Raw genomic sequence first — 22,032 nt, forward strand, 5'->3', positions numbered from 1 at the left:
CCTAGTTCGCCTTCGATGCAGCCAGGTAGTCCACCGCCACGGCATGCAGCGCGCGCGTGCCGATCTTCAGCGCTTCCTCGTCGAGGAAGAATTCCGGCGAGTGGTTGCTCGGCGCGGTGACCGGGTCGGTGCCGCGTGGCGTGGCGCCGACGAAGAAGAACATCGACGGCACCTCCAGTGCGTAGTACGAAAAATCCTCGGCCCCCATCGTGAGGCCGGGATCGAGCACGTTGTCGGCGCCGACGATGCGTTCGAGCGAGGGGCGCATCTTCGCGGTGAGCGCGGGATCGTTGCGCGTGACCGGGTTGCCTTCGTCGGCGGGGATGCGGTTCTGCACCGTGGCGCCGTGCGCGGCGGCGGTGTGGTCGGCGATGCGCGTCAGGCGCGAGAACACGTCCTTGCGCATGTCTTCGTCGAAGGTGCGGATGGTGCCGACCAGTTCGACCGAGTCCGGGATGATGTTGTAGCGGATGCCGCCCTTGATCGCGCCGAAGGTGACGACCACCGGCTGCTTGGAGATGTTCATCTCGCGGCTGACGATCTGCTGCGCGCCGCCGATCAACTCCGCTGCCACGGCGATCGGATCGACACCGCCCCACGGCCGCGAGCCGTGCGTCTGGCGGCCGTTCACCACGATCTCGAAGCGATCGCTCGCTGCCATCAGCGGACCTTCGCGTACGCCGATGGTGCCGACATTCAAGGTGCTGAATACGTGCAGGCCGAACACGGCCTCGGGTGTGAAGTCGCGGAACACGCCTTCCTCGAGCATCAACGACGCGCCACCCTGTTCGCCCTCGGGCGGGCCTTCCTCGGCCGGCTGGAACAGGAACAGCACCTCGCCGGCGAGCGCGTCTTTCTGCGCGACCAGCGCTTCGGCCACGCCCATCAGGATGGCAGTGTGCGCGTCGTGACCGCAGGCGTGCATCACGCCGACGGTTTCGCCGCGGTACTGCGCGGTGGCTTTCGAGGCGAACGGCAGGTCGACACGTTCGGTGACCGGCAGCGCGTCCATGTCGGCGCGCAGCGCGATGCGCGGGCCCGGCTTGCCGCCACGCAGCACGGCGGTGACGCCGGTGTGGGCGATGCCGGTCTTCGGTTCGAGTCCAAGGGATTTCAAGTGCGCGGCGACGACGCCGGCCGTGCGCGTTTCGCGGTTGCCGAGTTCGGGATGCTGGTGCAGGTCGCGGCGCCAGTCCTGGATCTTCGTGTCGAGCGCCGCGTCGATCTCGGCGGCGGCCACCGGCATGGCGGCGGCGAGCAGGAGCAGGGCAACGGTCAGGCGCATGGCGATCGATCCGGCAGGTCGGGAGCCGTCGATGCTAATGCAGAACCACCGGGCGGCGCTGTTGCGCAAGCCACGCCGCCAGCACCGCAAGCAGCGCGGCCACGACGCTCCACGCCAGGTAACGGAACTCCGCCGAACCCGCGATCGCCAGCAGCGGCAGCGCGTTGCCGAAGGCCGACGCCGACAGCGCGAACACGGGCGCGCGCACCGCGCGGCGCGAGGCACGCAGCGCACCCGCGATGGCGAACGATGCCAGCGCGAGATACAGCGCACCGGCGAACAGCGGCGTGGTCCACAGCCTCCGCGCGGCCCGCGCGCCGAGGTCGTCCGGCGGCAGCGGTGCCAGTCGGGGTTGGGTATCGATGTCGACAAGACGCTCGGGCACGTAGACCAGCTGGTACGGCAATGCTGCGTCGTAACCGAGCAGCAGATGCCACGCGAGCGCCGTGCGGTGCGCGAGGTAGTCGCGCGGATGCCGGCGCACCGCGTTCCACCACGCCTCGCGCAGCGCTGCGCGCTGCGCGTCGGTGTACGGCACGAACAGGCTCAGCAGCAGCTTGCCCGAGCCGAAGATCGGCGGATTGGCGTAGGGCAGATAGCCGGCGCGCAACTCGTCCACGGTCAGATCGGGCATGACGAGACTGGCAGGCATCAGCATGCGGTCCTGTGCCACGGAGATCGCGCCGATGTCCCACAGCGCCACCACCGTCCACGCATCGCCGCGCGCCGCGCCGCTCAGGCGTGCGATGGTGGCGGGCGTGGCCACGAGCACCAGCGAGAGCAGCACCACGGCGCCGACGCGCCAGCGCACGCGGGCCGCGGCATTCGCGCCCGGCCAGCACAGCCAAACCAGCAGCGGCCACGCCGCGAATACGCCGTTGTGGCGAAACCCGCACGCCGCCACCAGCGCCAGCAGCGCGATCGCCCCGCTCCACCGGGTGCCGCCTCCCTGCCAGCGCAGCGTCGCGGCGACGGCGACGAGCAGCGCCGCCGCCATGCCGACGTCCTTCCACACATGCGCGAGCAGCAGGAACGCCGCCGGCCAGAGGCCGACCAGCGCCGTGGCGAGCCAGCGCTGCCACGGCCGCTCGAACAACGCCCACGCACAGGCGGCGAGTCCGCCCCACCAGGCAGTGGCGAACAGCAGGAACAGCCCGCCCGAACCGGGCACCATCGCATCGGTCAGGTGCCACAGCCCGGCCATCAGCGGCGGATGCACGTCGTCGAGCCGCAGCCGGCCGGTGGCGGTGAGGTACTGCTGCAGCGAATCGGACGAGGCCCAGCCCGGCCAGAACGCCGCGCACGTCAGCGCGAGGCCCAGGGCCGCCGCCACGGCTGCGCTCCAGGCCGGGCTGCGCCGTGTCACGGCCGATGCGCCCGCGCCAGGTAGTCCTCGGACTGCATCTCGATCAGCCGGCTCTCGGTGCGGCGGAATTCGTGCACCAGCCGTCGTCCGCCGTACAGCGCCGTCGGCCCGGCCGCGGCGCTGACGATCAGGTTCACGTTGCGGTCGTAGAGTTCGTCCACCAGCAGCACGAAGCGCTGCGCCGCATCCTCGTTCATGCGATCGAACAGCGGCACGTGCGCGAGCAGCACGGTGTGGAAATGCCGCGCGATCTCGATGTAGTCGGCGACCGAGCGCGGCCCCTCGCACAGCGCCGCGAACTCGAACCACACCGCGCCTTCGGCGTGGTCGATCACCGGGATCGCGCGCGCGTTGATCGTGAGCGTGTCGGCGGTGTGCGCGGTGTCGCAGGTCAGGCGTTCGTAGATCGACTGCAGCGCCGCGTCGGCCCCGGCGCCGAGCGGCGCGTGGTAGACCGGCGCGTGCGTCAACGCGCGCAGGCGGTAGTCCTGCGTGCTGCGCATCTCGTGCACGGTGCAGTGGCGTTCGATCAGATCGATGGCCGGCACGAAGCTCGCACGCTGCAGGCCGTCGCGATAGAGCTCGCGCGGCGGCGTGTTGGACGTGGTGAGCAGGGTCACGCCACGCGCGAAGAGCTGGTCGAGCATGCGCGCGAGCAGCATCGCGTCGCCGATGTCGGAGACGAAGAATTCGTCCAGGCACAACACGCGGGCCTCGCGCGCATACTCGGCCGCGATGCGCGCCAGCGGATCGGCGTGTTCGCCCAGCGCGCGGATGCGCGCGTGGACCTCGCCCATGAAGCGATGGAAGTGCACGCGGCGCTTTTCCTCGAGCGCAAGATGCTCGAAAAACAGATCCACGAGAAACGTCTTGCCGCGTCCCACGCCGCCCCACAGGTACAGTCCGCGCACCGGCGGCGGCGGCCGCAGCCGCTGCGCGAGGCGGGTCAGCGCGCCGGCCGACGCGCGTTCGAGCAGGCCGTCGTGGATGCGATCGAGTTCGGCCAGCACCGCCAGCTGCGCGGCGTCGCGTGTCCAGCGCCCGCTCGCGACGCCCGCGGCGTAGGCCTCGCCCGGGCGCATCGGCTGGGAATCGAGCGGAGGCGTCACCGCGGTGCTGCGGTCACGCGGCCAGCGTCGGCGGCAGGTTGCCGCGCACCCCGTTCTTGATCGCGCCGCGCAGGTCCATCAGGCGCCGGTGGAAGAAATGCCCGGTGTCGGGCATGCGCACCAGGGTGGGTTTCTCGGGCATGGCCTCGACCCAGTCGAACACCGCCTGCGGCTCGACCACGTCGTCGTCCTCGCCCTGCACGATCAGCCACGGGCACGGCGGCGCGATGGCGGCGGAAAAATCCCAGCGCCCGACCGGCGGTGCGATCGAGATCATCTGCTTGACCGGCAGGTGGCGCGCCGCCAGCAGCGCCACGTACGAGCCGAACGAGAATCCGGCCAGCCACAGCGCATCGTTCGGCCGCACGCGTCCGACCCATTCGGCCACGGCCAGCAGGTCGAGGGTTTCGCCGCGGCCGTCGTCGTATTCGCCCTCGGAGGCGCCGGTGCCGCGGAAGTTGAACACCACCGTGCGCAGGCCCAGCTCGCGCACGCTGCGCTCGATCATCGTCACCACCTTGTTGTGCATCGTGCCGCCCTGCAGCGGATGCGGATGGCAGATGACGACCGTGCCGGCGCGGGCACAGGCGGGATCGGGCACGTCGACGGCCGCTTCCAGCGCGCCGGCGGGGCCGGCGAGCGTCAGCGCGGTGGCGGTGTCCGGGAACTGGTCCGGGGACGCGGGCATGCAGTGGGCTCGGAGGGCGAGAGCCGGATCATACCGGACGGTACGGACCGGCGCCGTGGGCCGGCATCAGGGCGCCGGGCCCAGCACGATCAGCAGCGGATCGTGGTCCGAAGCGCGGTAGGGATCGGCGCGGTACCAGACCGGGTCGCGGCGCTTGCGGCGATAGTCGAAGGCCTCGCTTTCGTCGGCGTTGATATGCCATTCCACGGCCGCGCGAACCTCCGGTGCGAGGCTGGCGCTGGTGAAGGCGTGGTCCAGGCGACCGGCGTAGCCGTCGAAGACGAAGCTGTAGGGCGCCGCGGCAGCGTGCAGTTCGAAGGCGTCACGCCAGCCGAGTTCGCGCAGGCGGCGGATCGGATCTTCCTGCCCGTAGGCGTTCAGATCGCCGAGGATGACGACACGATCGGTGCCCGATCGCGTCGGATCGCCGCGCAGCCAGGCATCGAGCTCGGTCGCGGCCGCGAGCCGCACGCCGTTCCAGCAGGCCTGGTCGTCGCGCCGGTCGGCATTGGCGGCGTCCGCCTCGTCGCAGCCGCCCTTCGACTTGAAGTGATTCACCACCACGGTGAAGGCGGCGCCGCCGTCGCGTGCGGCAAAACTCTGCGCCAGCGGCACGCGGTTGTGGTCCTCGAAGGCGCCGGCGGCGAGGGTGGCCGCGTTGCCGTGAAGCACGACGTGGTCCGGCCGGTAGATCAGCGCCACGCGGATCGCATCGGTGCCCGGACCGTTGCCGACATCGACCATGCGGTAGCCGGCGTCCGGCTGCGCCGTGTTCAGCGCCGCCACGAGTTCGGCCAGGCTGCTGCGCGTGCCGTAGCCGTCGTTTTCCAGTTCCAGCAGGGCGGCGATGTCGGGCTTGAGCGCCAGGATGGCGGCGACGGTCTTGTCGCGCTGGCGGGCGAGTTCCTCGCGGCTCGCGGCGCCGCGTTCGGTCGGGAAGCCACCGCCGCGGCCATTGCCGTTGAAATAGTTCAGTACGTTGAAGCTGGCCACGCGCAGGCCGTCCGGCAACTCGGGCATGGCCGGCCGCGGCGCCTGGTCGATGCGTTCGACCGCGTCGGTGAGCTGCAGGCGCCAGCCGCGATGCTGCTGCAGGATGCCTTCCACGCCGTGCACCACGCTGCCCACACGCAGCGGCCGCTCGACGCTCAGCGGTGCATCGAGGAACCAGAGCTTTTCGGGGTACTCGCCGTCGCGGTTGTCGTCCAGCATCAGGCGACGGCGCAGATTGTCCTCGCGCGCAAGGCGCGCTTGGTTGCCGGGCGGCACGCGTTCGGTCGGTTGCACCAGACGTCCGCCGAAACTCGCGACGAGTTCGCCGAAGCGCAGCAGGCCGTCGTTGCCGGACACCGTCAGCGGCGCGTCGATGCGCAGCCACATGCCTTCCAGCCGCTCCCAGTCCGCGGCCGACTCGGGCGGGCCGGCGAGCACGGTGGCAGCCGCCGCGCCGCGCCCGAGCACCGCCACGTCGCTGGCTTCGAGCGTGGTCTGGCTGGCGCCGTCGGGCCCGAGCTCGGCCACGCTGCCGGCCACGCGCACGCGATCGCCGCGGCGCACCTTCGGCGTGCTGTTGCGCGGCCAGCGCACCCACAGGCCGTCGGAGGTGGCCGGGTCGCCGTCGTCCTCGCCGCGCGCGTCCTGCAGGAAGAAGCCATCGAGCCCGGCGACGAAATTGCCCGTCACGATGCCCTGCAATTCCACCCGTTCGCCCAGATGCGGGCTGCTGTCGCCACGGCCCTGCACCGCGCCGATGCGCAGCGTGCGGACGGCATCGGTGCCGGCGCCGGCGCCGTCGCCGCCGGCAGCGGCGCTCCCCGCGTCCGCACTGCAGCCGACCAGTCCGAGACCGGCGGCCAGCGCCCAAGCCAGTTGCACCACTCGCATCGCACTCTCCGCAAACGGCGATGCCGCCCGCAGGCGGCATCGATGCATCGGCAGCCGTCGCGCGGCCGGAGCGGCCGCGGCGCCGACTACTTCAGATTGTCGATCATCCACTTCACCGTGGCCTCGACCTGGGCGTCGTTGAGCGACGGATTGCCGCCGCGCGCCGGCATCAGGCCGGCCTCGCCCTGAAAGCCCTCGATCGCATGCTTGACCAGCGTGTCCACGCCCTTGGCGATACGCGCATCCCAGTGCGCGCGGTCCAGCGTCGGCGCCCCGCCGGCGCCGTTGGTGTGGCAGGCGCCGCACAGCTGGGCGTAGATCACCGAACCGTCGAGGGTGCCGTCGTAGGCCACCTGGCTCGCGGCCAGGGCGGCAGCCGCCTCGGCCGCGGCGGCGATCGCCGCGGCGCCGGTTTCACCCGCGTAGACGCCGCCGACCGGACGGATGCGTTCGGCCACGCGCGCTTCGGCGCGCGGGTCCGGATCGACCGGGTGCAGGCTGTGGGCGTAGAACGCGCCGATCAACAGGACGACGGTCACGCCCATCAGGAACACGATGACCATCGAAAAATGCTTGAGGAACTGCAGATCGTGATTTCTCACGCTCACACCCTTGGCTGTGGCGACAGGACGCCGAAACGAACGGCCGATTATAGCCGGCGCACGGCAAGGGCGGAAGCCGGTCCGCCGCGCCGGTGCCGGCCTACGGGGTCTGGAACCCGGGTTTGCCGAGCTGCTCGGGCACCTGCGGCACGCGCTGCAGGCGGCCGGTGTCGTAGCCGAAGCCGCGCAGGCGTTCGAGCAGGCTCTCGTAGAGCGCGTCGTCGATGACCGGCGTGCGCGCGAACACCCAGGCAAGGTCGCGGTCCGGCTGGCCGATCAATGCCCACGAGTAGTCGTCGGCCACCGCCAGCACCAGGTAGTCGGCCTTCAGCACGCCGAAGAACCGGATGCGCCAGAACGCGTTGCCGGTGCCCGGCTGCACGAGGCCCGTGGACTCGGTGGTCTTTTCCGGACGGTCGAACCCCTTGCGGTAGCGGTAGACGGTGTCGACCTCGCCGTCGTCGTTCAACGTGTAGATGTCGCGCGCGGCCACGTTGCCGCGTTCGCCGAAGTACGGGATGTTGGCGATCACGTACCACTGCCCCATGAAACGCGGCAGGTCGACCTCGATGGACGGTGTCAGCGGCGGCAGACGGCTGTCCGGGCGCGACGCGCAGGCGGCGAGGGCGGCAACGGCCGCGAGCGCGAATGCAGCCAGGGCAAGGGATCGACGGGACATGGCGCGGGCTCCGCGGGACGGGCCGCCGAGCCTCGCGCGCCTGCCATGCATCGGCGGTGAATGCGGCGCGCCGGCCACTGCATCCGCCGCCGCGCGGCGCGCGTAGCGCGTCAGCCAGGCAAGGGCTGGTAGAGCTGGATCAGGTTGCCGCAGGTGTCGGCGAACACCGCCATCCGCACCGGGCCCATCGTCGCCGGATCCATCGTGAACACCACGCCGTGCCCACGCAGTCGCGTGAACTGGGCGTCGACGTCGTCGACCTCGAACGCCGTCAGCGGAATGCCCTGCTGCATCAGCGCGGCCTGGAACGTGCGCGCGGCCGGGTTGGCGTTGGGTTCGAGCACCAGTTCCAGATCGTCGCGCTCCGGCGCCACCAGCGTGATCCAGCGGAACTCGCCGACCGGCACGTCGTGCTTCTTCGCAAAGCCGAGCACGCCGGTGTAGAACGCGACGGCCTTGTCCTGGTCGTCGACGAAGATGCTGTTGAGCTTGATCCGCATGGGCTGGTCCTTCACCGGAGTGGGCGGTCACGGTACTGCGGATCGTGCACGGTGCGCTTCTCCGGAATTGCGAGCGCGGCGATGCCGCCCATCAGCAGCAGGCAACCGGGAATCAGCTGCGCCGGCACGCGCGCCGGCCGCACCACCACTGCATGGAAACGGCGCCGGTAGCGCGACGGCGCCACGCCGACACGCCGCGCGAACAGCGCGCTGAAGCTGCCCAGGCTGGCGAAACCGACCTCGGCGCACACGTCCGTCACCGAACGATCGCCGCATGCCAGCAACTGCTGCGCGCGTTCGAGCCGCAGCGCGATGCGCTGCTGGTGCGGCGTCTGGCCGAACACCGCGGCGTACAGACGGATGAACGCATACACCGACACGCCGGCCTCGCGTGCGAGTGCGCTCACCGGCGCGTCATCATCGATCCGATGCAGCCGGTCGCGCGCGCGGCACAGACGGACGAGGGTCGCGTGATCGAGCATCGGCGCTATCCCGATGCCGCCGGTACGCAACACGCGATCAACGCCTCGCCCGCCGCACCACCGGCACAGCGCACGCCGCTCGCACGCACTTCAGTCGCCATGTGGCTGCGCACATGCCGCGGCGCGTTCGAGCATCAGCGCCCGCTCGCGCGTGTTGCGGGTCAGTGCGGCGGCGCGTTCGAACTCGACGCGTGCCTCGTCGAGCCGCTCCAGCCGCACGAGCACATCGCCGCGCACGGCCGGCAGCAGGTGGTAGTCCTTCAGCGCCGGTGCGTCGCGCAGCGTGTCGACCAGCGCCAGACCTGCCGCGGGGCCCGACGCCATCGTCACCGCCACGGCGCGATTGAGCTGCACCACCGGCGAAGGCACGACCTCCGCCAGTGCGTCGTAAAGCGCTGCGATGCGCGGCCAGTCCGTGTCCTGCGGCGTTTGCGCGCGCGCGTGGCACGCGGCGATCGCGCCCTGCAGCGCGTACGGTCCGCGTGCCCCGCCCAGCCGCTCGGCACGTTCCAGTGCCGCGAGGCCGCGCCGGATCAGCAGGCGGTCCCAGCGCGCGCGGTTCTGGTCCATCAGCAGCACCGGCTGGCCGTCGGCATCGGTGCGCGCGCGAAGGCGCGAGGCCTGGATTTCCATCAGCGCAACCAGCCCATGCACTTCGCTTTCGTCCGGCATCAGGCCGGCCAGCACGCGGCCGAGCCGCAGCGCGTCCTCGCACAGCGCCGGGCGCGTCCAGTCCTCGCCCGCGGTGGCGGCGTAGCCTTCGTTGAAGATGAGATAGATCACGCCGAGCACCGCGTCCAGGCGCTCCGCGCGCTCGGCGCGGCCGGGCACCTCGAACGGCACCTTGGCCTCGCTCAGCGTGCGCTTGGCACGCACGATGCGCTGCGCGACGGTGGCTTCCGGCACCAGGAAGGCACGCGCGATCTCGTCGGTCGCAAGGCCGCCGAGCATCCGCAGCGTCAGCGCCACCTGCGCCTCGGTCGACAGCACCGGATGGCAGGCGGTGAACACCAGGCGCAGCAGATCGTCGCCGATGTCGTCGTCGAGCGTGGCGGCCTGGTCGGGCATCGGCTCGGACTCAGCGTCGAACGTGTGCGCGATCTGCGCGTGCTTCTCGTCGGCCAGTTTCAGGTGCCGCAACCGGTCGATCGCGCGATGCTTGGCGGTGGCCATCAGCCACGCGCCGGGATTGTCGGGCACGCCGCCCTGCGGCCATTTTTCCAGCGCCGCCAGCAGCGCATCCTGCGCCATGTCCTCGGCCAGCCCGACGTCGCGCAGCATACGCGCCAGCCCCGCGATCAGCCGCGGGGCCTCGATGCGCCAGACCGCATCGATGGCGCGGTGGGTGTCGGTGACCGTCATGCGGCGCGATCAAACCATCGCGCCACCGGCCTTGCAAGCGGAAAGACATCGCCATGCGCCGCACGCGACGCGACCGCGCGCCGGCTCAGGTCGGCAGGTCGCAGTTGATCAGCCAGCTCACGCCGAAGCGGTCGACCAGGCTGCCGAAGCGCTCGGCCCAGAATGTCTTCTCCAGCGGCATCGTCACCGTGCCGCCGGCCGACAGCGCGGCGAACACGCGTTCGGTCTCGTCGATGCTTGGGGTCGAGATCGCGATCGAGAAACCCTCGTGGCTGCGGAACTCCTGGCCGGGCACGCAGCCGCTGTCGCACGCGAACAGGATCATGTCGTCGCCGAGCTGCAGGCAGGCGTGCATCACCTTGTCCTGCGCATCGGCCGGCACGTGCTCGGCCGCGGGCGTGTCGCCGAAGCGCATCATCGCGGTGATCCGCGCGCCGAGCGCGCCGGCATAGAAGGTCATCGCCTCTTCGGTGTTGCCGTCGAAGTTGAGGTAGGTCACGAGTTTCATGCGGTTCTCCGTGGCGATCAGGGACGGGGGGCGTCGGCTTCGACGCGGGTCTTGAGTTTCGCGAGGCCGGCGGCGAAATCGCGTCCGACCATCTGGTCCATGTCCATCAGGACCTGCATCACCTTGGTGATCAGGAGCGCAGGTCCGTGCATGGTCCACGTGACGCGCGTGCCGCCGGCCTCGGGTTGCAGCGAGAAATCGGCGAGATTGTGTGCCTGCATCGGACGCGTGAAGTCGAGCGCGATGCGCACGTGCGACGGCGCGGTGGCCTCGACCACGGTCATCTGCCCGGCACCGACGTTGCCGTCGCCGTCCCAGGCGTAGGTGGCACCGACGCCGCGCGACGGATTGCCGAGCGTGCGCCGCATGTCCGGATCCTTGTCCTCGTAGGCCGACCAGGCCTGCCAGGCCTGCAGATCCTCGATGTGCGGAAAGACCGCCTCCGGCGGCGCCGCGATCAGGATCGAACGCGTCACGCGGAACTCGTCCGGCTTGCGCGAGGCCAGCACCAACACCACCACCACGGCCAGCACCACCACGCCGAGCAGCCCGAGCAGAATCATCTTGAGCATGATGGCGGCCTCAGTCGGTGTGCGCGTCGAGCCGGGCGCGCTGGCTGACTTCCTGCGCGCGCAGTTCGGGTGTCAGTTCGGGGCCGAAATCCTCCATCTCGAACACCGGGCGGATTTCGATCTCGTACTGCCGCCCCTCGGGATTGGGCACGCGCTTGACCCAGGCGATGGCCTCATCCATCGACTTGACCTGCAGCAGCCAGAATCCCGCGATCAGCTCCCTCGTCTCGGCGAACGGACCGGCGATGACCTGCGGCCGGGTATCGGCTCCGAACCGCACCCGCGCGCCTTCCGAACTCGGGTGCAGGCCTTCGCCGGCAAGCAGGACGCCGGCCCGGACCAGCGCCTCGTTGAACGCGCCCATCTCGGTGAGCAGCCGCTCGCTCGGCATGACGCCGGCTTCCGAGTCCTCGTTCGCTTTCATGATGACCATCACGCGCATGGCGATTCTCCGTCGTTGAGCGCAGCCGGTGTGGCGTGCTCTTGCGGAGGCGACGGATCAGCGGGCCGCGGATCGACACGGTGACCGGCCGATTTTTTCCTGCAGCGGGCGGCGGCCCCGCCCGGGGTCAGCGGGCCCGCCCGCGCGGCGCGTCCTGCCAGGCGACCGCGGCCAGGCACACGATCAGCAGCACGCTGTACTCCATGCCGTTGCGCCCGAGCCCGACCACGAACCAGCCCGCCGGCCAGTGCACCAGCACGAGGCCGGCGAGATAGATCGCCACATAGACACAGCACAGCGGAAACACGAAGCGGCGCAACGCCAGCAGCGGCGTGCCGAGGATCTCGATGGCCGTCACCGCGCTGGCGATGCCGATGCCGAACGGAAACCCGATCGAATCGAGCCAGGCGCCGAACGGCACCACGCCGCCGGCGATGAGGCGCGCCCAGCCGTGCGCGGCAAGCAGGCCGGCGAGCGCGACACGCAACACGGCCAGCGCAAGCGCGGCGCGGCTGGCATCCACGGGTGCGGAACGGAACATGGGCGACCTCCTCGCAAGACTTCGATGCTCGACGCGCAGGCGCAGCCCGCGGTCGCGTCGCTCCGGCGCATGCGGCGCCGCCGCTACAGCGGTTCCGGCGCCGCCGCGCCCGCCGCACGCGCCTTCTGCTGCATCAGGAAAGCGTGCAGCATTTCGGTCGACAGGCCGTGCAGCGTCAGGCGGAAACCCGCGCGCAGCGTCGACATCGGCACCAGCGGGTGGCGATTGTTGACCAGCATCAGATGTTCGCGCGCGCGCAGCAATGTGGCCACGTAGACGCCGATAGTCTCGTCCAGCTGCAAGGAGTTGGTGGCGCGCCAGAAATCGGCGTCGGTCAGGAACAGCTGGTAAATCGGCGTGAACAGCTCGATGCCGCTCTGCAGGTCGATGACATTGGTCCAGCGGTTCGGCATGTCCGCAAGGCGCACCGGCGGTTCTTCCACCGCGGAAAAATCGGGCCGATCGACCGGCACGAGCTCGAGGTTCGCATCGCGCAGCGCGCCGTTGAGGTTGATGACGAAGTTGAACAGGTTGAGATCGTGGATCAGGAACAGGTCTTCGCGCAGGTCGTCGATGGTCAGCGGCTTGAGCGGGTTGGTGTTCACCGGCGCGGGCGAATTGGCAGCGATGAACGCCAGCGTCTGCGAGCCCAGATGGAAGTGGCGCAGGATCAGCCAGTTCGCTTCCGGCCGCAGGAAGTTCTTCAGGCCCCACGCCAGCAGCCGGTGCAGCGCGCGCGAGAACGCGAGCTTGCGCGGCGTGAACGCCTTCGCCACCTGCACCAGCACGATGAGGGCGCGCGCCGCCGGCCGCAGGAACGGCAGCAGGAACTGGCGCGAACGCGAGCTCGAATCGATCAGCCAGGCCTTCTTCACCTCATCCGGAAACGGCGTGCTGCGGTCGAGGTAGAGCGCCATCCACGGATTGGGGTCGCGCGGATCGTGGGCGTGGGTGGTGAAGTCGGGCGACTGTTTCATTGCGATGGCGCGCTGCGGTTGTCGGTGTCGGAGCCGGATTCGGCGACGGAGATGTGCTCGAACTGCATCAGGTACATCTGCGCGGTGCGGCGTGCGGTGGCGAGGATGGCCTGTGCCGCACGGCCGTCGTGGTCGCTCGCGAGCACGATTTCCACCGCGCGCAGCCAGCGCGCGAGGTGATGTTCGTCGTTGGCGCCGTGGTAGTCGAGGAAGCGGAACGCGTTCGGCGGCAGGTCGAGGCTCGCCTTCATCAGCGGCAGCAGCGCCGGGATGATGCGCTGGCCGGTGCCCTCGATGATGTAGATCGCACCGAGCAGGCCGACCGGATCGCGCGTGGCCGCGAGCGCGTGCAGGTAGGCGTTGAGCGCCTCGCCGCCGGGGTTGCGGCGCAGTGCGTCGATGTTCTCGACGTCGCCGCCGGCGGTGCGGTAGTCCTCGAACAGGATCAGGTAGTCGTGCTGCTCGTCGCCGGCGTGGGTTTCGATCAGGCCGGCGAGCTCGGCGTACCGCTCCGACACGATGGACGACGCGCCTTCGCGCATCCAGAGGCTGCCTTCGCGCACCTGCGGGATCCATGCCTGCATCCAGGCGATGTAATCGTGCGTGGTAAAGCGGCGGTCGCGCAGCTTGCGGATCAGCGGCGTGCGCCAGACGCTGGAACGGTAATCGTGCCATTCGGCCGCGAGCGCGCCGAGCAGGTGTCGCAATGCTGCAGGCGCGTCGGCGGGGTCGTGCGGTGGGGCGATGCTGTCGCTGTTGTCGGCTCCGAAGTCCGTCTTCCCTGACGGAGGAAGGGCGTTGGAGGGTGCGGCCGCGTCGGCGGCTTCGACTTCGATCAGCACGAAACACACCGTGAACCGGCCGGATTCGGGGATGAAACACAGGATCTTCTCGCCCGGCTTCAACGTGTGCGTTTCGAGGAATTCGTCGAGCATCACGAAGATCGACGCCGCGCCGGTGTTGCCGCGCGTGACGAGATTCGAGTACCAGCGCTCGCGCGGGATCGCGAGACCGGCCTTGGCCATCAGTTCGTCGACCAGCGGCGCGAAGCGTTCGGACGAGTAGTGGCACAGGAAATGGTCGATGCGCGGCACATCGATCCAGCCGGCGTGCGCCAACGTGGCGTATTCGTGCACGCCGATATCGAACAGGTGCGGCAGCAGACGGATGTCCTGGCGCAGGAACAGCGCGCCTTCGGCTTCCGCCTGGCCCCAGGCGTCGAAGTCCAGATGCGACGTGCCGCGGTCGTGCGTCAGCCCGAGCTGCATGCACACCGGATAATCGCCGGAGAACGAGCGCGCGTGCATCCAGCGCAGGCGCAGGCGCAGGCCGTTGCGACCGGACGACGTGTCGGTGAGCAGCAGCGCGCCGGCGCCGTCGGACAGCATCCAGCGCAGGAAGTGCGCATCGAAATCCGCGTCGTAGCCCTTGGCCGCATAGCGCGATTTCTTGAACAGCCGCGACGGCATTTCGCTCGCTGCCACGATGGCATGGGCGTGCCCGCCCAGCTCGATGCCCTGCGCCGCGAATTGCCATGCGCCGACGCCCGAGGCGCAGATACCGTGGCTCGATAGGGTCTGCATCGGCGGCGCGCCGAGTTCGCCCTGCAGCATGCTGGCAAAGCCCGGCATCAGCGCATCGCCGCCGGAGGTGCCGGCGGCGAGCAGGTCGATGTCGGCAAGGTCGCGCCCTGCGGCGGCGAGCGCCGCGCGCACGGCGTCGGCCGCCATGCCCGCGTTGGACTGGCGCGTGCGGCCGTCCGCGTCGATGGCGTAGTGGCGGGTTGTGATGCCGTTCTCGGCCAGGATGCGGCGCTTGATGCGATCGGACATCCGGTTCAGCGGTGCGATGTAGGCGTCCATCGCGGCGTTGTCGATCGGCGGGCCGGGCAGATGGCGTCCGCTGCTTTCGATGAAGACGCGGTCGAAACGGGTGGGCATGCAGGACCGTTGGCGTGGAGGCGGCGCTACGGTAGCAGCGTCGCGTGAATGTCGCCCGACGCGCAGCGGTGTGTGCAGGTCACATCGGGCGCAGCGCTGCGACCGGCGCGCTCATTGCCCCGACGCACGTGTATCGACACCGGGCGGCGGCGCCAGCGGACGCGAGGCGAACGCGCGCAGCACGGCCCCGAGCACGAACACGCGCAGCACGTATCGCACGAGACTGCGTTCGATCAGGCGTGCATCGATGTGCGGCGCCAGCGCGGCATGCAGCCGCGGCAGCGTGGACCAGTGCGCGCGCGGCGCCTCGTGGTGTGCGGTGTGGTAGCCGATATTGAACCACGCCAGGTTGATCGGCCCGGTGAAATTGCGCGCGCGGTTCCAGCGCGAGGCGGGATCGGTGTGCGCGTGTTGCAGGTAGTTCGCCGCCAGCAGCCAGTGCAGCCCGACCAGCTGCGGCACGATCACCAGCAGCAGCGCCTTGCGCGCGTCGATCAGCAGCAGTGCCGCCCAGCTCGCGAGCCAGGCGACGTGCTGCAGCGCCATCCAGCGCCGCATCCGTGCCGGGCGTGCGCGCCACCACGCGAACAGCAGCGGGTACAGCACACCGATCGCCTGCAGCGGATGCAGCAGGCAGCCTGCGAGCGTATTGCGGTCGCCGCCGAAGCGAGAGGTGCGCGCGACGTCACGCGCGCCCTGCTGGTGGCGATGGTGATTGCCATTGTGCGCGGGCACGAACACCCAGGTCGGGTGGCCCTGGACGAGGGTGATCCAGAGGTCGGTGGCACGGTTGAGCGCGCGTGTGCGCCAGAGCGGGAGGTGGGCGTGATTGTGGTGGATCACGCTGATGCCGATGGCGAGCAGCAGCATCGTCGCGAAGAGCCAAAACGAGAAGCCGTGCTGCCATTGCCATGCGGCGAGTGCCGGCTGGGCGGCCAGATAGGCGAGGCTTTGCAGGTCGCGTGGGTGGCGGAGCATGGGCGGGTGGTCGAGGCGACGTGCGGGGGAGATGCGTGGCGAGTATCGCGCAAGGGGAAAGCTTGCTGCATCGTCCGGACGCCCTCACCGTCGTCCCGGCGAAAGCCGGGACCCAGTGGCGTTTCTTGGTTTTGATGGAAGGACGGCAACACCGAGCAACGTCACTGGGTCCCGGCTTTCGCCGGGACGACGGGGGAGTTGGGATGGCGCAGACGGAATGGAATCAACGTGCCATCGCCCACACAAAAAAAGAAGCGGCCCGAAGGCCGCTTCCTTTCACCGACGCAGACGCTGCGACTTACGCCGCAAACAACGCCTTCATCTTCTTCATCGCATTCGCCTCGACCTGCCGGATGCGTTCGGCCGAGACGCCGTATTCGTCGGCCAGCTCCTGCAGCGTGACCTTCGAATCGGCGTCGAGCCAGCGGCGCCTGATGATGTCGCGCGAGCGCGCATCGAGCTTGGCCAGGCCTTCGCGCAGCAGCTCCAGCTGGTTGCCTTCCTCGTCGTCCGCGGCGTACGAGATCGACGGATCGGCGCCGGTGGCCTCCAGGTACTGCATCGGCGCGGGTGGCGCGTTGTCGTCGTCGTCGCCGGACGGCGCGTCGAAACCGATGTCGCGGCCCGACAGGCGCGCTTCCATTTCCAGCACTTCGGACACCGGGACGTTGAGGTCCTTGGCGATGGTCTGCACCTCCGCATGGTTCATCCAGCCCAGGCGCTTCTTGCTCTTGCGCAGGTTGAAGAACAGCTTGCGCTGCGCCTTGGTGGTGGCCACCTTGACGATGCGCCAGTTGCGCAGGATGAACTCGTGCATCTCGGCGCGGATCCAGTGCACGGCGAACGAGACGAGGCGCACGCCCTGGTCCGGGTCGAAGCGCTTCACCGCCTTCATCAGGCCGATGTTGCCCTCCTGGATCAGGTCGCCCATCTGCAGGCCGTAGCCGCTGTAGCCGCGCGCCACGTGCACCACGAAACGCAGGTGCGACATCACCAGGCCGCGGGCGGCGGTGAGGTCTTCGTCCTGCTGCAGGCGGCGGGCCAATTCCTGCTCCTCGTCCAGCGTCAGCACGGGGATGCGGTTGACCGCGCCGATGTAGGCATCCAGCGATCCGAGCGCACTCGGGATCGGGAAATTGCTGGCGACAAGGGCTTGGGTCATGGTGTTCTCCATCAGGGGAGGAAGTTTAGCAGTCGGCGGGTTAGAGTGCTAAATCACGGTTTGGTTCCCACCCGGCTTGAAATCCAACCTTACGCGCTGGCATATGAATCAGTGCCTTGCGGCATGAGTCGACCTTGGTCGGGGGTGGGTCGGCGCGGGTCTTTAGCGTTGAGACAGGTTGGCGCTCCGCCCGTCGGATTGGCACCAACCCACCGTCGTCGTCCCGGCGGAAGCCGGGACCCAGCGGTGTTGCTGGGACTTCCAGGCGCAGAGCCGACGTCACTGGGTCCCGGCTTGGATCAGCTTCGCTGTTGAGAGCCGCCGGGACGACGGTGAGGGAGCCCGGTGGAGAAGCGGGATCAGCGTTTCGCGAGCATCCGTTCGACGTCGACCCGGGCCGGAAGTCTCCAGTCGATCGGCGTCTGGCCGTTGCGCCGGAGCACTTCGTTGGCGATGCCGAAGTGACCGCAACCCATGAAGCCGCGGTACGCCGACAGCGGCGAGGGGTGCGGGGCCTTCAGCACCTTGTGCCGGCGCGCGTCGACGAGCTGGCCCTTTTTCTGTGCGTAGCTGCCCCAGAGCAGGAAGACGAGGTTCTCGCGCTCGGCCGACAGCATGCGCACGATGGCGTCGGTGAAGGATTCCCAGCCGCGGCCCTGATGCGAGCCGGCGCGATGGGCCTCGACCGTGAGCACGGCGTTGAGCAGCAGCACGCCCTGCATGGCCCACGGCAGCAGGCAGCCGTGGTCGGGGCGCGGGATGTTCAAGTCGCGCTCGATCTCGGTGTAGATGTTGCCCAGCGAAGGCGGCACCTCCACGCCCGGCAGCACCGAGAAACACAGCCCGTGCGCCTGGCCGGGCCCGTGGTACGGGTCCTGCCCGAGAATGACGACCTTCACCGCCTCGAACGGCGTTGCGTCCAGTGCCGCAAAGATGCGCCCGCCGGGCGGGTAGATGCGTTTGCCTGCGGCCTTCTCCGCGCGCAGGAAATTGCCGAGCGTCTGCATTGACGAGCTCGCGAGTTCGTCGGCCAGGCGCGCCTTCCACGACGGGTGCAGCGCGACGCTGCGCGCTTCGCCGCTCACGCGCGGCTCACGCCGCCGCCATGCGCGCCCGCATCAGGCGCCCGACGCGCAGCTGGAACACGAGCTTGGTCACCAGCAGGCGTTCCTCGATCGGCTTCTGAACCAGATCGTTGGCGCCGGCGCGCAGCAGGGCGCTCTGGTTGGCGGCGTTGTCGTCGCCCGTCATCACCACGACAGGAAGCTGGCCGCGCGTATAACCGAACTGCGGACCGCGCACGCATTCGAGCAGATCCTTGCCGGTGAGGCCGCTCTTCAGATACACGTCGGTGAGGATGATGTCGGGCAGGCGATCCTGCGCGCGCGCGGTCTCCAGCTGCGCGAGGGCGTCTTCGACGCTGATGACGTGGGTCACCTTGAGGCCGTGTTTTTCCATCATGCGGCGCGTGGCCATCGCCACGACCTTGCTGTCCTCGACGTACAGCACCTCGGCACCGGTTTCGTCGTCCGGACGCACGTAGCCGCGGATGAAGGCCGAGAGCGCATTGAAGCCGAGCGCCTTGTCGAAGTAGTCGGTGACATCGTCGCCGAAGCTGCGGTTGATCAGGCGCTCCTGCGCGTCGCCGGAGACGACGATGATCGGAATGTAGGCCTGCGGGGTGTGCTCGCGGATGTAGTGGGCGAGGTCCAGGCCGTCCATGTCCGGCAGGCGCAGCGCCATCGTCACGAGGTCCACCACGCCGTCCTGCAGCGCCTGGCGCGCCTCGGCGCCGGTTTCGCAGGCGATCACGGTGACGCCGGGCACGTCCTTGGTCAGCACCTGGCCGATCAGCATGCGCACCACCTTGGAGCCATCGACCACCATCACGCGCGGCGTGTCCGAGGTGACATGGCGGGTGATGCCGGCTGAGCTCATGCTGCGCCTCCGTCGGGCAGGGTCCGGCGTAGATGATGCCCTGCCGCGAGCCACGCGCCCAGCCAGCCGAGCACGATCGCACCGGCAAGCGCACCACCGGCCAGCAGCGGCGGCAGGCCGCGCAGTTCGAACGCGCTGCCGTAGTTTTCGACCAGCGCGCCCACCGGCGCGGCCACGAGCAGGCGCGCGATCGCCACGACCGCGAGCGCGAGCACGCCGGCCAGCAGGCCGTAACACGCGCCCAGGTACAGGAAGGGCCGGCGGACGAAGCCATCGGTGGCGCCCAGCAATTGCACGGTGCGGATCTCCTCGGCACGGGTCTGGATGTCCAGGCGGACGGTGTTGCCCACCACCAGCAGCGCGCCCAGCCCTAGCAACGCGGCGCACAGCGCGGTCAGGTGGCGCCCGAGCCGCAGCCAGGCGCCAAGCTTGATGCGCCACAACGCATCGTGCTGCACGTAGTCGGCTTCGGGCAGGGCGGCGAGCGTGACGGCCAGAGTGTCGCCGCCCTCGGCTGACTGCGGTGTGATCACCAGCACGGAAGGCAGCGGATTGTCCTGCAGCAGCGCCAGCGCGCCGGCGAAATCGGCCATTTCGCGGAATTCGGCCAGGCCTTCGTCCGGGCTGCGCAGCAGCACGGCCTCGATCCCGGGCTCGGTGCGCAGGCGCTCGGCCACGCTTCTGGCCTGATCGAGCACGATCTCCGGCTTGAGGAACAGCGAGATGTCGCGCGACTCGCGGAACGAGCCCGACAGCCGCTCGACATTGCCCAGCAGCACCGCCAGGCACAGCGGCAGGGCCAGCGCGATGGCCATCACGCCCACGGTCAACAGCGTTGCCCAGGGCTTCTGCGCGAGTCGCCCGAGGCTGGAGAACAGGCTGTAGAGATGCAGGTCGACCCACGCACCGATGCGTTCGGACAGGCGCGCGCCGCTGCGTTTCTCCGCCGCCGGCGCGGGTTTTTTCGCCTTGTTGCGCGTCGCGCTCACGGGGACGACGCCGGACGGTAATCGTCGATGAGTCTGCCGTGGTCGAGCACGAGCACCCGCTTCTGCAGGCGACGCACGATGTGCAGATCGTGGCTGGCGATCAGCACCGCCGTGCCCTGCGCCGGCAGGGACGCGAACAGCTGCATGATTTCGGCGGCCAGGTTCGGATCGAGGTTGCCGGTGGGTTCGTCGGCCACCAGCAGCAGCGGCTGCGCGGCGACGGCGCGCGCGATGCCCACGCGCTGCTGCTCGCCGCTCGACAGCGCGATCGGCAGGGCCTTTTCGCGGTTGCCGAGCCCGACCTTGTCGAGCACGGTGCGCACGCGCTTGCCGATCTCGCCGCGCGGCACGCCGGCGATGATCAGCGGCAGCGCCACGTTGTCGAACACGCTGCGGTCCATCAGCAGGCGGTGGTCCTGGAACACCACGCCGACGCGGCGGCGATGGAACGGGATGCGGCGCGTCTTGACCTGCGCGAGGTTCTTGCCTTCCAGCAGCACGGTGCCGCGCGACGGACGTTCGCTCAGGTGGATCAGGCGCAGCAGGGTGCTCTTGCCGGCGCCGGAGTGGCCGGTGACGAAGAGCATCTCGCCGGGGTCGATGTCGAAACTGATGTCGCTCAGCGCCTCGAATCCGCCGGGGTACTGTTTGCTGACGTGATCGAAGCGGAGCAGTGCCATGCGCGGACGGGTCGGAGACGACGCGGAACGGTAGCATGCGTGGGTGCCGCTTGTGCGCGGACGCGCACACGCCACCCCAGGCGCCCGCTCACTTCACGAGCGAGTTGAGTTCGAAGATCGGCAGCAGGATCGCCAGCACGATGAACAGCACGAGCCCGCCGACCGCGAGGATCACGCCCGGGCCGAGCGCGGCCATTGCGACGCCGAGCGTGGTGTCGAGCTCGCGCTCCTGATGCGCGGCGGCCTCGAACAGCATGTCGTCGAGCCGTCCGCTTTTCTCGCCGCTGCCGATCAAGCGCACCGCGATCGGCGGAAATTCCTTCGTGTCGAGCAATGCGCGCGACAGTCCCTGGCCTTCGCGCACGCGCATCGCGACGCGGCTCAGCGCCGCGTGCAGCGGAATGTTGCTCACCACCTGCGCGGCGATGCCGAGCGCTTCGAGCAGCGGCACCGCACTGCCGACCAGCAACGCCAGCGTGCGCGCGAACCGCGCCGTTTCCGCCGCGCGCACCAGGCGCCCGACGATCGGCAACTGCAAGGCCACGCGATGCCAGGCCGCACGCAGCGGCGGGCTGCGCCGCACCGCGACGACCAGCACCACGAGCAGCAGCGGCGGCAGCACCAGCCAGCCCGGATGCGCGCGGATCAGGTCCGACACGGCAATCAGCACACGTGTCGGCCACGGCAGGGCCTGGTCGAACTGCGCGAACACGCCGACCACCTGCGGCACCACCCAGATCATCAGGCCGGCGACGACGAGCAGCGCCACGCCGGCCAGCAGCGCCGGATAGGTGAGCGCTAGCGTGATGCGACGGCGCAGCAGGTCGCGGCTTTCGGCGTAGTCCGCAAGGCGGCGCATCACCGCGTCGAGCTTGCCCGACGATTCGCCGGCGGCGATCGAGGCGCGGTACAGCGCCGGGAATGTGGCCGGGAACTCGGCCATTGCCGCGGCCAGCCCGGCGCCCTCCATCACGCGCGAACGCAGCGCCACCACCTGGGTGCGCAGACGGCCGTCGCTGGCGTCGGCGAGCGCGGCCAGGGCCTCGTCGATCGGCAGGCCGGAACCGATCAGCGCCGCCAGCTGGCGCGTCATCAGCGCGAGCTGCGCGCCGCTCAGCGTGCCGCCCAGGCGCGCGCCGACCGACGTGGCCGCGTTTTCGCTCAGCACGTCGAGCTGCAGCGGATGCAGGCCGCGTTCGCGCAGGCTGGCGCGCGCGGCGCGTGCGGTGTCGGCCTGCAGCACGCCGCGCGTGTTGCGGCCGGCGGCGTCGAGGGCGTGGTAGGCGAAGGCGGGCATCGCGCTAGTGTACGGCGTGGCTGGCGCCGGCCGCGGCGCGGTGCGACGCTT

Annotated in this window: 23 protein-coding genes; all 23 read right to left on the minus strand. The window is 69.8% G+C overall.

The features are described 5' to 3' along the window. Position 1: 1 nt before the first annotated feature. The 23 genes from HNQ52_RS06440 to gspF all read right to left on the minus strand — a co-directional run bounded on the left by HNQ52_RS06440 (position 2) and on the right by gspF (position 21,981). The gene (locus tag HNQ52_RS06440; RefSeq protein ID WP_183960289.1) at positions 2 to 1,285 is read right to left on the minus strand and encodes an amidohydrolase; all 1,284 of its coding nucleotides are present in this window, start codon (positions 1,283 to 1,285) and stop codon (positions 2 to 4) included. 34 nt (positions 1,286 to 1,319) lie between these two features. Then, positions 1,320 to 2,618 carry a hypothetical protein gene (locus HNQ52_RS06445; RefSeq protein WP_183960290.1) on the minus strand — a complete coding sequence of 433 codons (1,299 nt, stop codon included), beginning with the start codon at positions 2,616 to 2,618 and terminating at the stop codon, positions 1,320 to 1,322. Between the two features lie 29 nt (positions 2,619 to 2,647). After that, entirely contained in the window at positions 2,648 to 3,733 is a 1,086-nt protein-coding gene (gene zapE, locus HNQ52_RS06450; RefSeq protein ID WP_183960717.1) for a cell division protein ZapE, read from the minus strand. Positions 3,734 to 3,773: 40 nt separating this feature from the next. Continuing rightward, a complete protein-coding gene (locus HNQ52_RS06455; RefSeq protein WP_183960291.1) occupies positions 3,774 to 4,448 on the minus strand; it encodes an alpha/beta hydrolase in 675 nt (224 codons plus the stop codon). Between the two features lie 66 nt (positions 4,449 to 4,514). After that, entirely contained in the window at positions 4,515 to 6,332 is a 1,818-nt protein-coding gene (locus tag HNQ52_RS06460; RefSeq protein WP_183960292.1) for an ExeM/NucH family extracellular endonuclease, read from the minus strand. 86 nt (positions 6,333 to 6,418) lie between these two features. Continuing rightward, on the minus strand, positions 6,419 to 6,934 hold the full coding sequence (locus HNQ52_RS06465) for a c-type cytochrome (protein WP_183960293.1): 516 nt from the start codon (positions 6,932 to 6,934) through the stop codon (positions 6,419 to 6,421). A gap of 100 nt (positions 6,935 to 7,034) precedes the next feature. After that, complete coding sequence (locus HNQ52_RS06470) at positions 7,035 to 7,613, minus strand: lipocalin family protein (RefSeq protein WP_183960294.1); 579 nt, start codon at positions 7,611 to 7,613, stop codon at positions 7,035 to 7,037. Between the two features lie 110 nt (positions 7,614 to 7,723). Then, positions 7,724 to 8,113 (minus strand): VOC family protein, encoded by a 390-nt coding sequence (locus tag HNQ52_RS06475; RefSeq protein WP_183960295.1) that lies wholly within the window; start codon positions 8,111 to 8,113, stop codon positions 7,724 to 7,726. Positions 8,114 to 8,124: 11 nt separating this feature from the next. After that, positions 8,125 to 8,595 (minus strand): helix-turn-helix domain-containing protein, encoded by a 471-nt coding sequence (locus HNQ52_RS06480; RefSeq protein WP_183960296.1) that lies wholly within the window; start codon positions 8,593 to 8,595, stop codon positions 8,125 to 8,127. Between the two features lie 90 nt (positions 8,596 to 8,685). Continuing rightward, positions 8,686 to 9,957, minus strand: coding sequence for an RNA polymerase sigma factor (locus HNQ52_RS06485; protein WP_183960297.1), 1,272 nt, complete (start codon positions 9,955 to 9,957; stop codon positions 8,686 to 8,688). An 85-nt stretch (positions 9,958 to 10,042) separates the two neighbouring features. Beyond that, complete coding sequence (locus tag HNQ52_RS06490; RefSeq protein WP_183960298.1) at positions 10,043 to 10,465, minus strand: VOC family protein; 423 nt, start codon at positions 10,463 to 10,465, stop codon at positions 10,043 to 10,045. Positions 10,466 to 10,482: 17 nt separating this feature from the next. After that, complete coding sequence (locus HNQ52_RS06495; protein WP_183960299.1) at positions 10,483 to 11,037, minus strand: SRPBCC family protein; 555 nt, start codon at positions 11,035 to 11,037, stop codon at positions 10,483 to 10,485. 10 nt (positions 11,038 to 11,047) lie between these two features. Further along, positions 11,048 to 11,479: a YciI family protein gene (locus HNQ52_RS06500; RefSeq protein WP_183960300.1), complete on the minus strand. Its 432-nt coding sequence runs from the start codon at positions 11,477 to 11,479 to the stop codon at positions 11,048 to 11,050. Positions 11,480 to 11,606: 127 nt separating this feature from the next. Then, positions 11,607 to 12,020, minus strand: coding sequence for a DoxX family protein (locus tag HNQ52_RS06505; RefSeq protein WP_183960301.1), 414 nt, complete (start codon positions 12,018 to 12,020; stop codon positions 11,607 to 11,609). A gap of 83 nt (positions 12,021 to 12,103) precedes the next feature. Beyond that, entirely contained in the window at positions 12,104 to 12,997 is an 894-nt protein-coding gene (locus tag HNQ52_RS06510; RefSeq protein WP_183960302.1) for a DUF6999 family protein, read from the minus strand. Continuing rightward, on the minus strand, positions 12,994 to 14,937 hold the full coding sequence (locus HNQ52_RS06515) for an iron-containing redox enzyme family protein (RefSeq protein WP_183960303.1): 1,944 nt from the start codon (positions 14,935 to 14,937) through the stop codon (positions 12,994 to 12,996). Before HNQ52_RS06515 ends, HNQ52_RS06510 begins: the two co-directional genes overlap by 4 nt. 111 nt (positions 14,938 to 15,048) lie before the next feature. Next, positions 15,049 to 15,915 carry a fatty acid desaturase gene (locus HNQ52_RS06520; RefSeq protein WP_183960304.1) on the minus strand — a complete coding sequence of 289 codons (867 nt, stop codon included), beginning with the start codon at positions 15,913 to 15,915 and terminating at the stop codon, positions 15,049 to 15,051. Between the two features lie 298 nt (positions 15,916 to 16,213). Then, the gene (gene rpoH, locus HNQ52_RS06525) at positions 16,214 to 17,077 is read right to left on the minus strand and encodes an RNA polymerase sigma factor RpoH (protein WP_425486478.1); all 864 of its coding nucleotides are present in this window, start codon (positions 17,075 to 17,077) and stop codon (positions 16,214 to 16,216) included. Between the two features lie 359 nt (positions 17,078 to 17,436). Next, a complete protein-coding gene (gene ung / locus HNQ52_RS06530; RefSeq protein WP_183960306.1) occupies positions 17,437 to 18,162 on the minus strand; it encodes a uracil-DNA glycosylase in 726 nt (241 codons plus the stop codon). Positions 18,163 to 18,169: 7 nt separating this feature from the next. Beyond that, entirely contained in the window at positions 18,170 to 19,015 is an 846-nt protein-coding gene (locus HNQ52_RS06535; RefSeq protein ID WP_183960307.1) for a response regulator, read from the minus strand. Beyond that, complete coding sequence (ftsX, locus tag HNQ52_RS06540; protein ID WP_183960718.1) at positions 19,012 to 19,938, minus strand: permease-like cell division protein FtsX; 927 nt, start codon at positions 19,936 to 19,938, stop codon at positions 19,012 to 19,014. The genes HNQ52_RS06535 and ftsX overlap by 4 nt, the downstream gene beginning before the upstream one ends. Before the next feature lie 62 nt (positions 19,939 to 20,000). After that, positions 20,001 to 20,684 (minus strand): cell division ATP-binding protein FtsE, encoded by a 684-nt coding sequence (ftsE, locus tag HNQ52_RS06545; RefSeq protein WP_183960308.1) that lies wholly within the window; start codon positions 20,682 to 20,684, stop codon positions 20,001 to 20,003. A gap of 88 nt (positions 20,685 to 20,772) precedes the next feature. Further along, a complete protein-coding gene (gene gspF, locus HNQ52_RS06550; RefSeq protein WP_183960309.1) occupies positions 20,773 to 21,981 on the minus strand; it encodes a type II secretion system inner membrane protein GspF in 1,209 nt (402 codons plus the stop codon). Between the last annotated feature and the right edge of the window lie 51 nt (positions 21,982 to 22,032).

This window comes from Chiayiivirga flava (assembly GCF_014202825.1).
Lineage (GTDB): Bacteria > Pseudomonadota > Gammaproteobacteria > Xanthomonadales > Xanthomonadaceae > Chiayiivirga > Chiayiivirga flava.

What these genes read in the sequence shown, in the direction of transcription:
- HNQ52_RS06440 (WP_183960289.1), bottom strand. Translation starts at nt 1,285, where the DNA reads ATGCGCCTGACCGTTGCCCTGCTCCTGCTCGCCGCCGCCATGCCGGTG.
- zapE (WP_183960717.1), bottom strand. Translation starts at nt 3,733, where the DNA reads ATGCGCCCGGGCGAGGCCTACGCCGCGGGCGTCGCGAGCGGGCGCTGG.
- HNQ52_RS06455 (WP_183960291.1), bottom strand. Translation starts at nt 4,448, where the DNA reads ATGCCCGCGTCCCCGGACCAGTTCCCGGACACCGCCACCGCGCTGACG.
- HNQ52_RS06460 (WP_183960292.1), bottom strand. Translation starts at nt 6,332, where the DNA reads ATGCGAGTGGTGCAACTGGCTTGGGCGCTGGCCGCCGGTCTCGGACTG.
- HNQ52_RS06470 (WP_183960294.1), bottom strand. Translation starts at nt 7,613, where the DNA reads ATGTCCCGTCGATCCCTTGCCCTGGCTGCATTCGCGCTCGCGGCCGTT.
- HNQ52_RS06475 (WP_183960295.1), bottom strand. Translation starts at nt 8,113, where the DNA reads ATGCGGATCAAGCTCAACAGCATCTTCGTCGACGACCAGGACAAGGCC.
- HNQ52_RS06480 (WP_183960296.1), bottom strand. Translation starts at nt 8,595, where the DNA reads ATGCTCGATCACGCGACCCTCGTCCGTCTGTGCCGCGCGCGCGACCGG.
- HNQ52_RS06485 (WP_183960297.1), bottom strand. Translation starts at nt 9,957, where the DNA reads ATGACGGTCACCGACACCCACCGCGCCATCGATGCGGTCTGGCGCATC.
- HNQ52_RS06490 (WP_183960298.1), bottom strand. Translation starts at nt 10,465, where the DNA reads ATGAAACTCGTGACCTACCTCAACTTCGACGGCAACACCGAAGAGGCG.
- HNQ52_RS06495 (WP_183960299.1), bottom strand. Translation starts at nt 11,037, where the DNA reads ATGCTCAAGATGATTCTGCTCGGGCTGCTCGGCGTGGTGGTGCTGGCC.
- HNQ52_RS06500 (WP_183960300.1), bottom strand. Translation starts at nt 11,479, where the DNA reads ATGCGCGTGATGGTCATCATGAAAGCGAACGAGGACTCGGAAGCCGGC.
- HNQ52_RS06505 (WP_183960301.1), bottom strand. Translation starts at nt 12,020, where the DNA reads ATGTTCCGTTCCGCACCCGTGGATGCCAGCCGCGCCGCGCTTGCGCTG.
- HNQ52_RS06510 (WP_183960302.1), bottom strand. Translation starts at nt 12,997, where the DNA reads ATGAAACAGTCGCCCGACTTCACCACCCACGCCCACGATCCGCGCGAC.
- HNQ52_RS06515 (WP_183960303.1), bottom strand. Translation starts at nt 14,937, where the DNA reads ATGCCCACCCGTTTCGACCGCGTCTTCATCGAAAGCAGCGGACGCCAT.
- HNQ52_RS06520 (WP_183960304.1), bottom strand. Translation starts at nt 15,915, where the DNA reads ATGCTCCGCCACCCACGCGACCTGCAAAGCCTCGCCTATCTGGCCGCC.
- rpoH (WP_425486478.1), bottom strand. Translation starts at nt 17,077, where the DNA reads ATGACCCAAGCCCTTGTCGCCAGCAATTTCCCGATCCCGAGTGCGCTC.
- HNQ52_RS06535 (WP_183960307.1), bottom strand. Translation starts at nt 19,015, where the DNA reads ATGAGCTCAGCCGGCATCACCCGCCATGTCACCTCGGACACGCCGCGC.
- ftsE (WP_183960308.1), bottom strand. Translation starts at nt 20,684, where the DNA reads ATGGCACTGCTCCGCTTCGATCACGTCAGCAAACAGTACCCCGGCGGA.
- gspF (WP_183960309.1), bottom strand. Translation starts at nt 21,981, where the DNA reads ATGCCCGCCTTCGCCTACCACGCCCTCGACGCCGCCGGCCGCAACACG.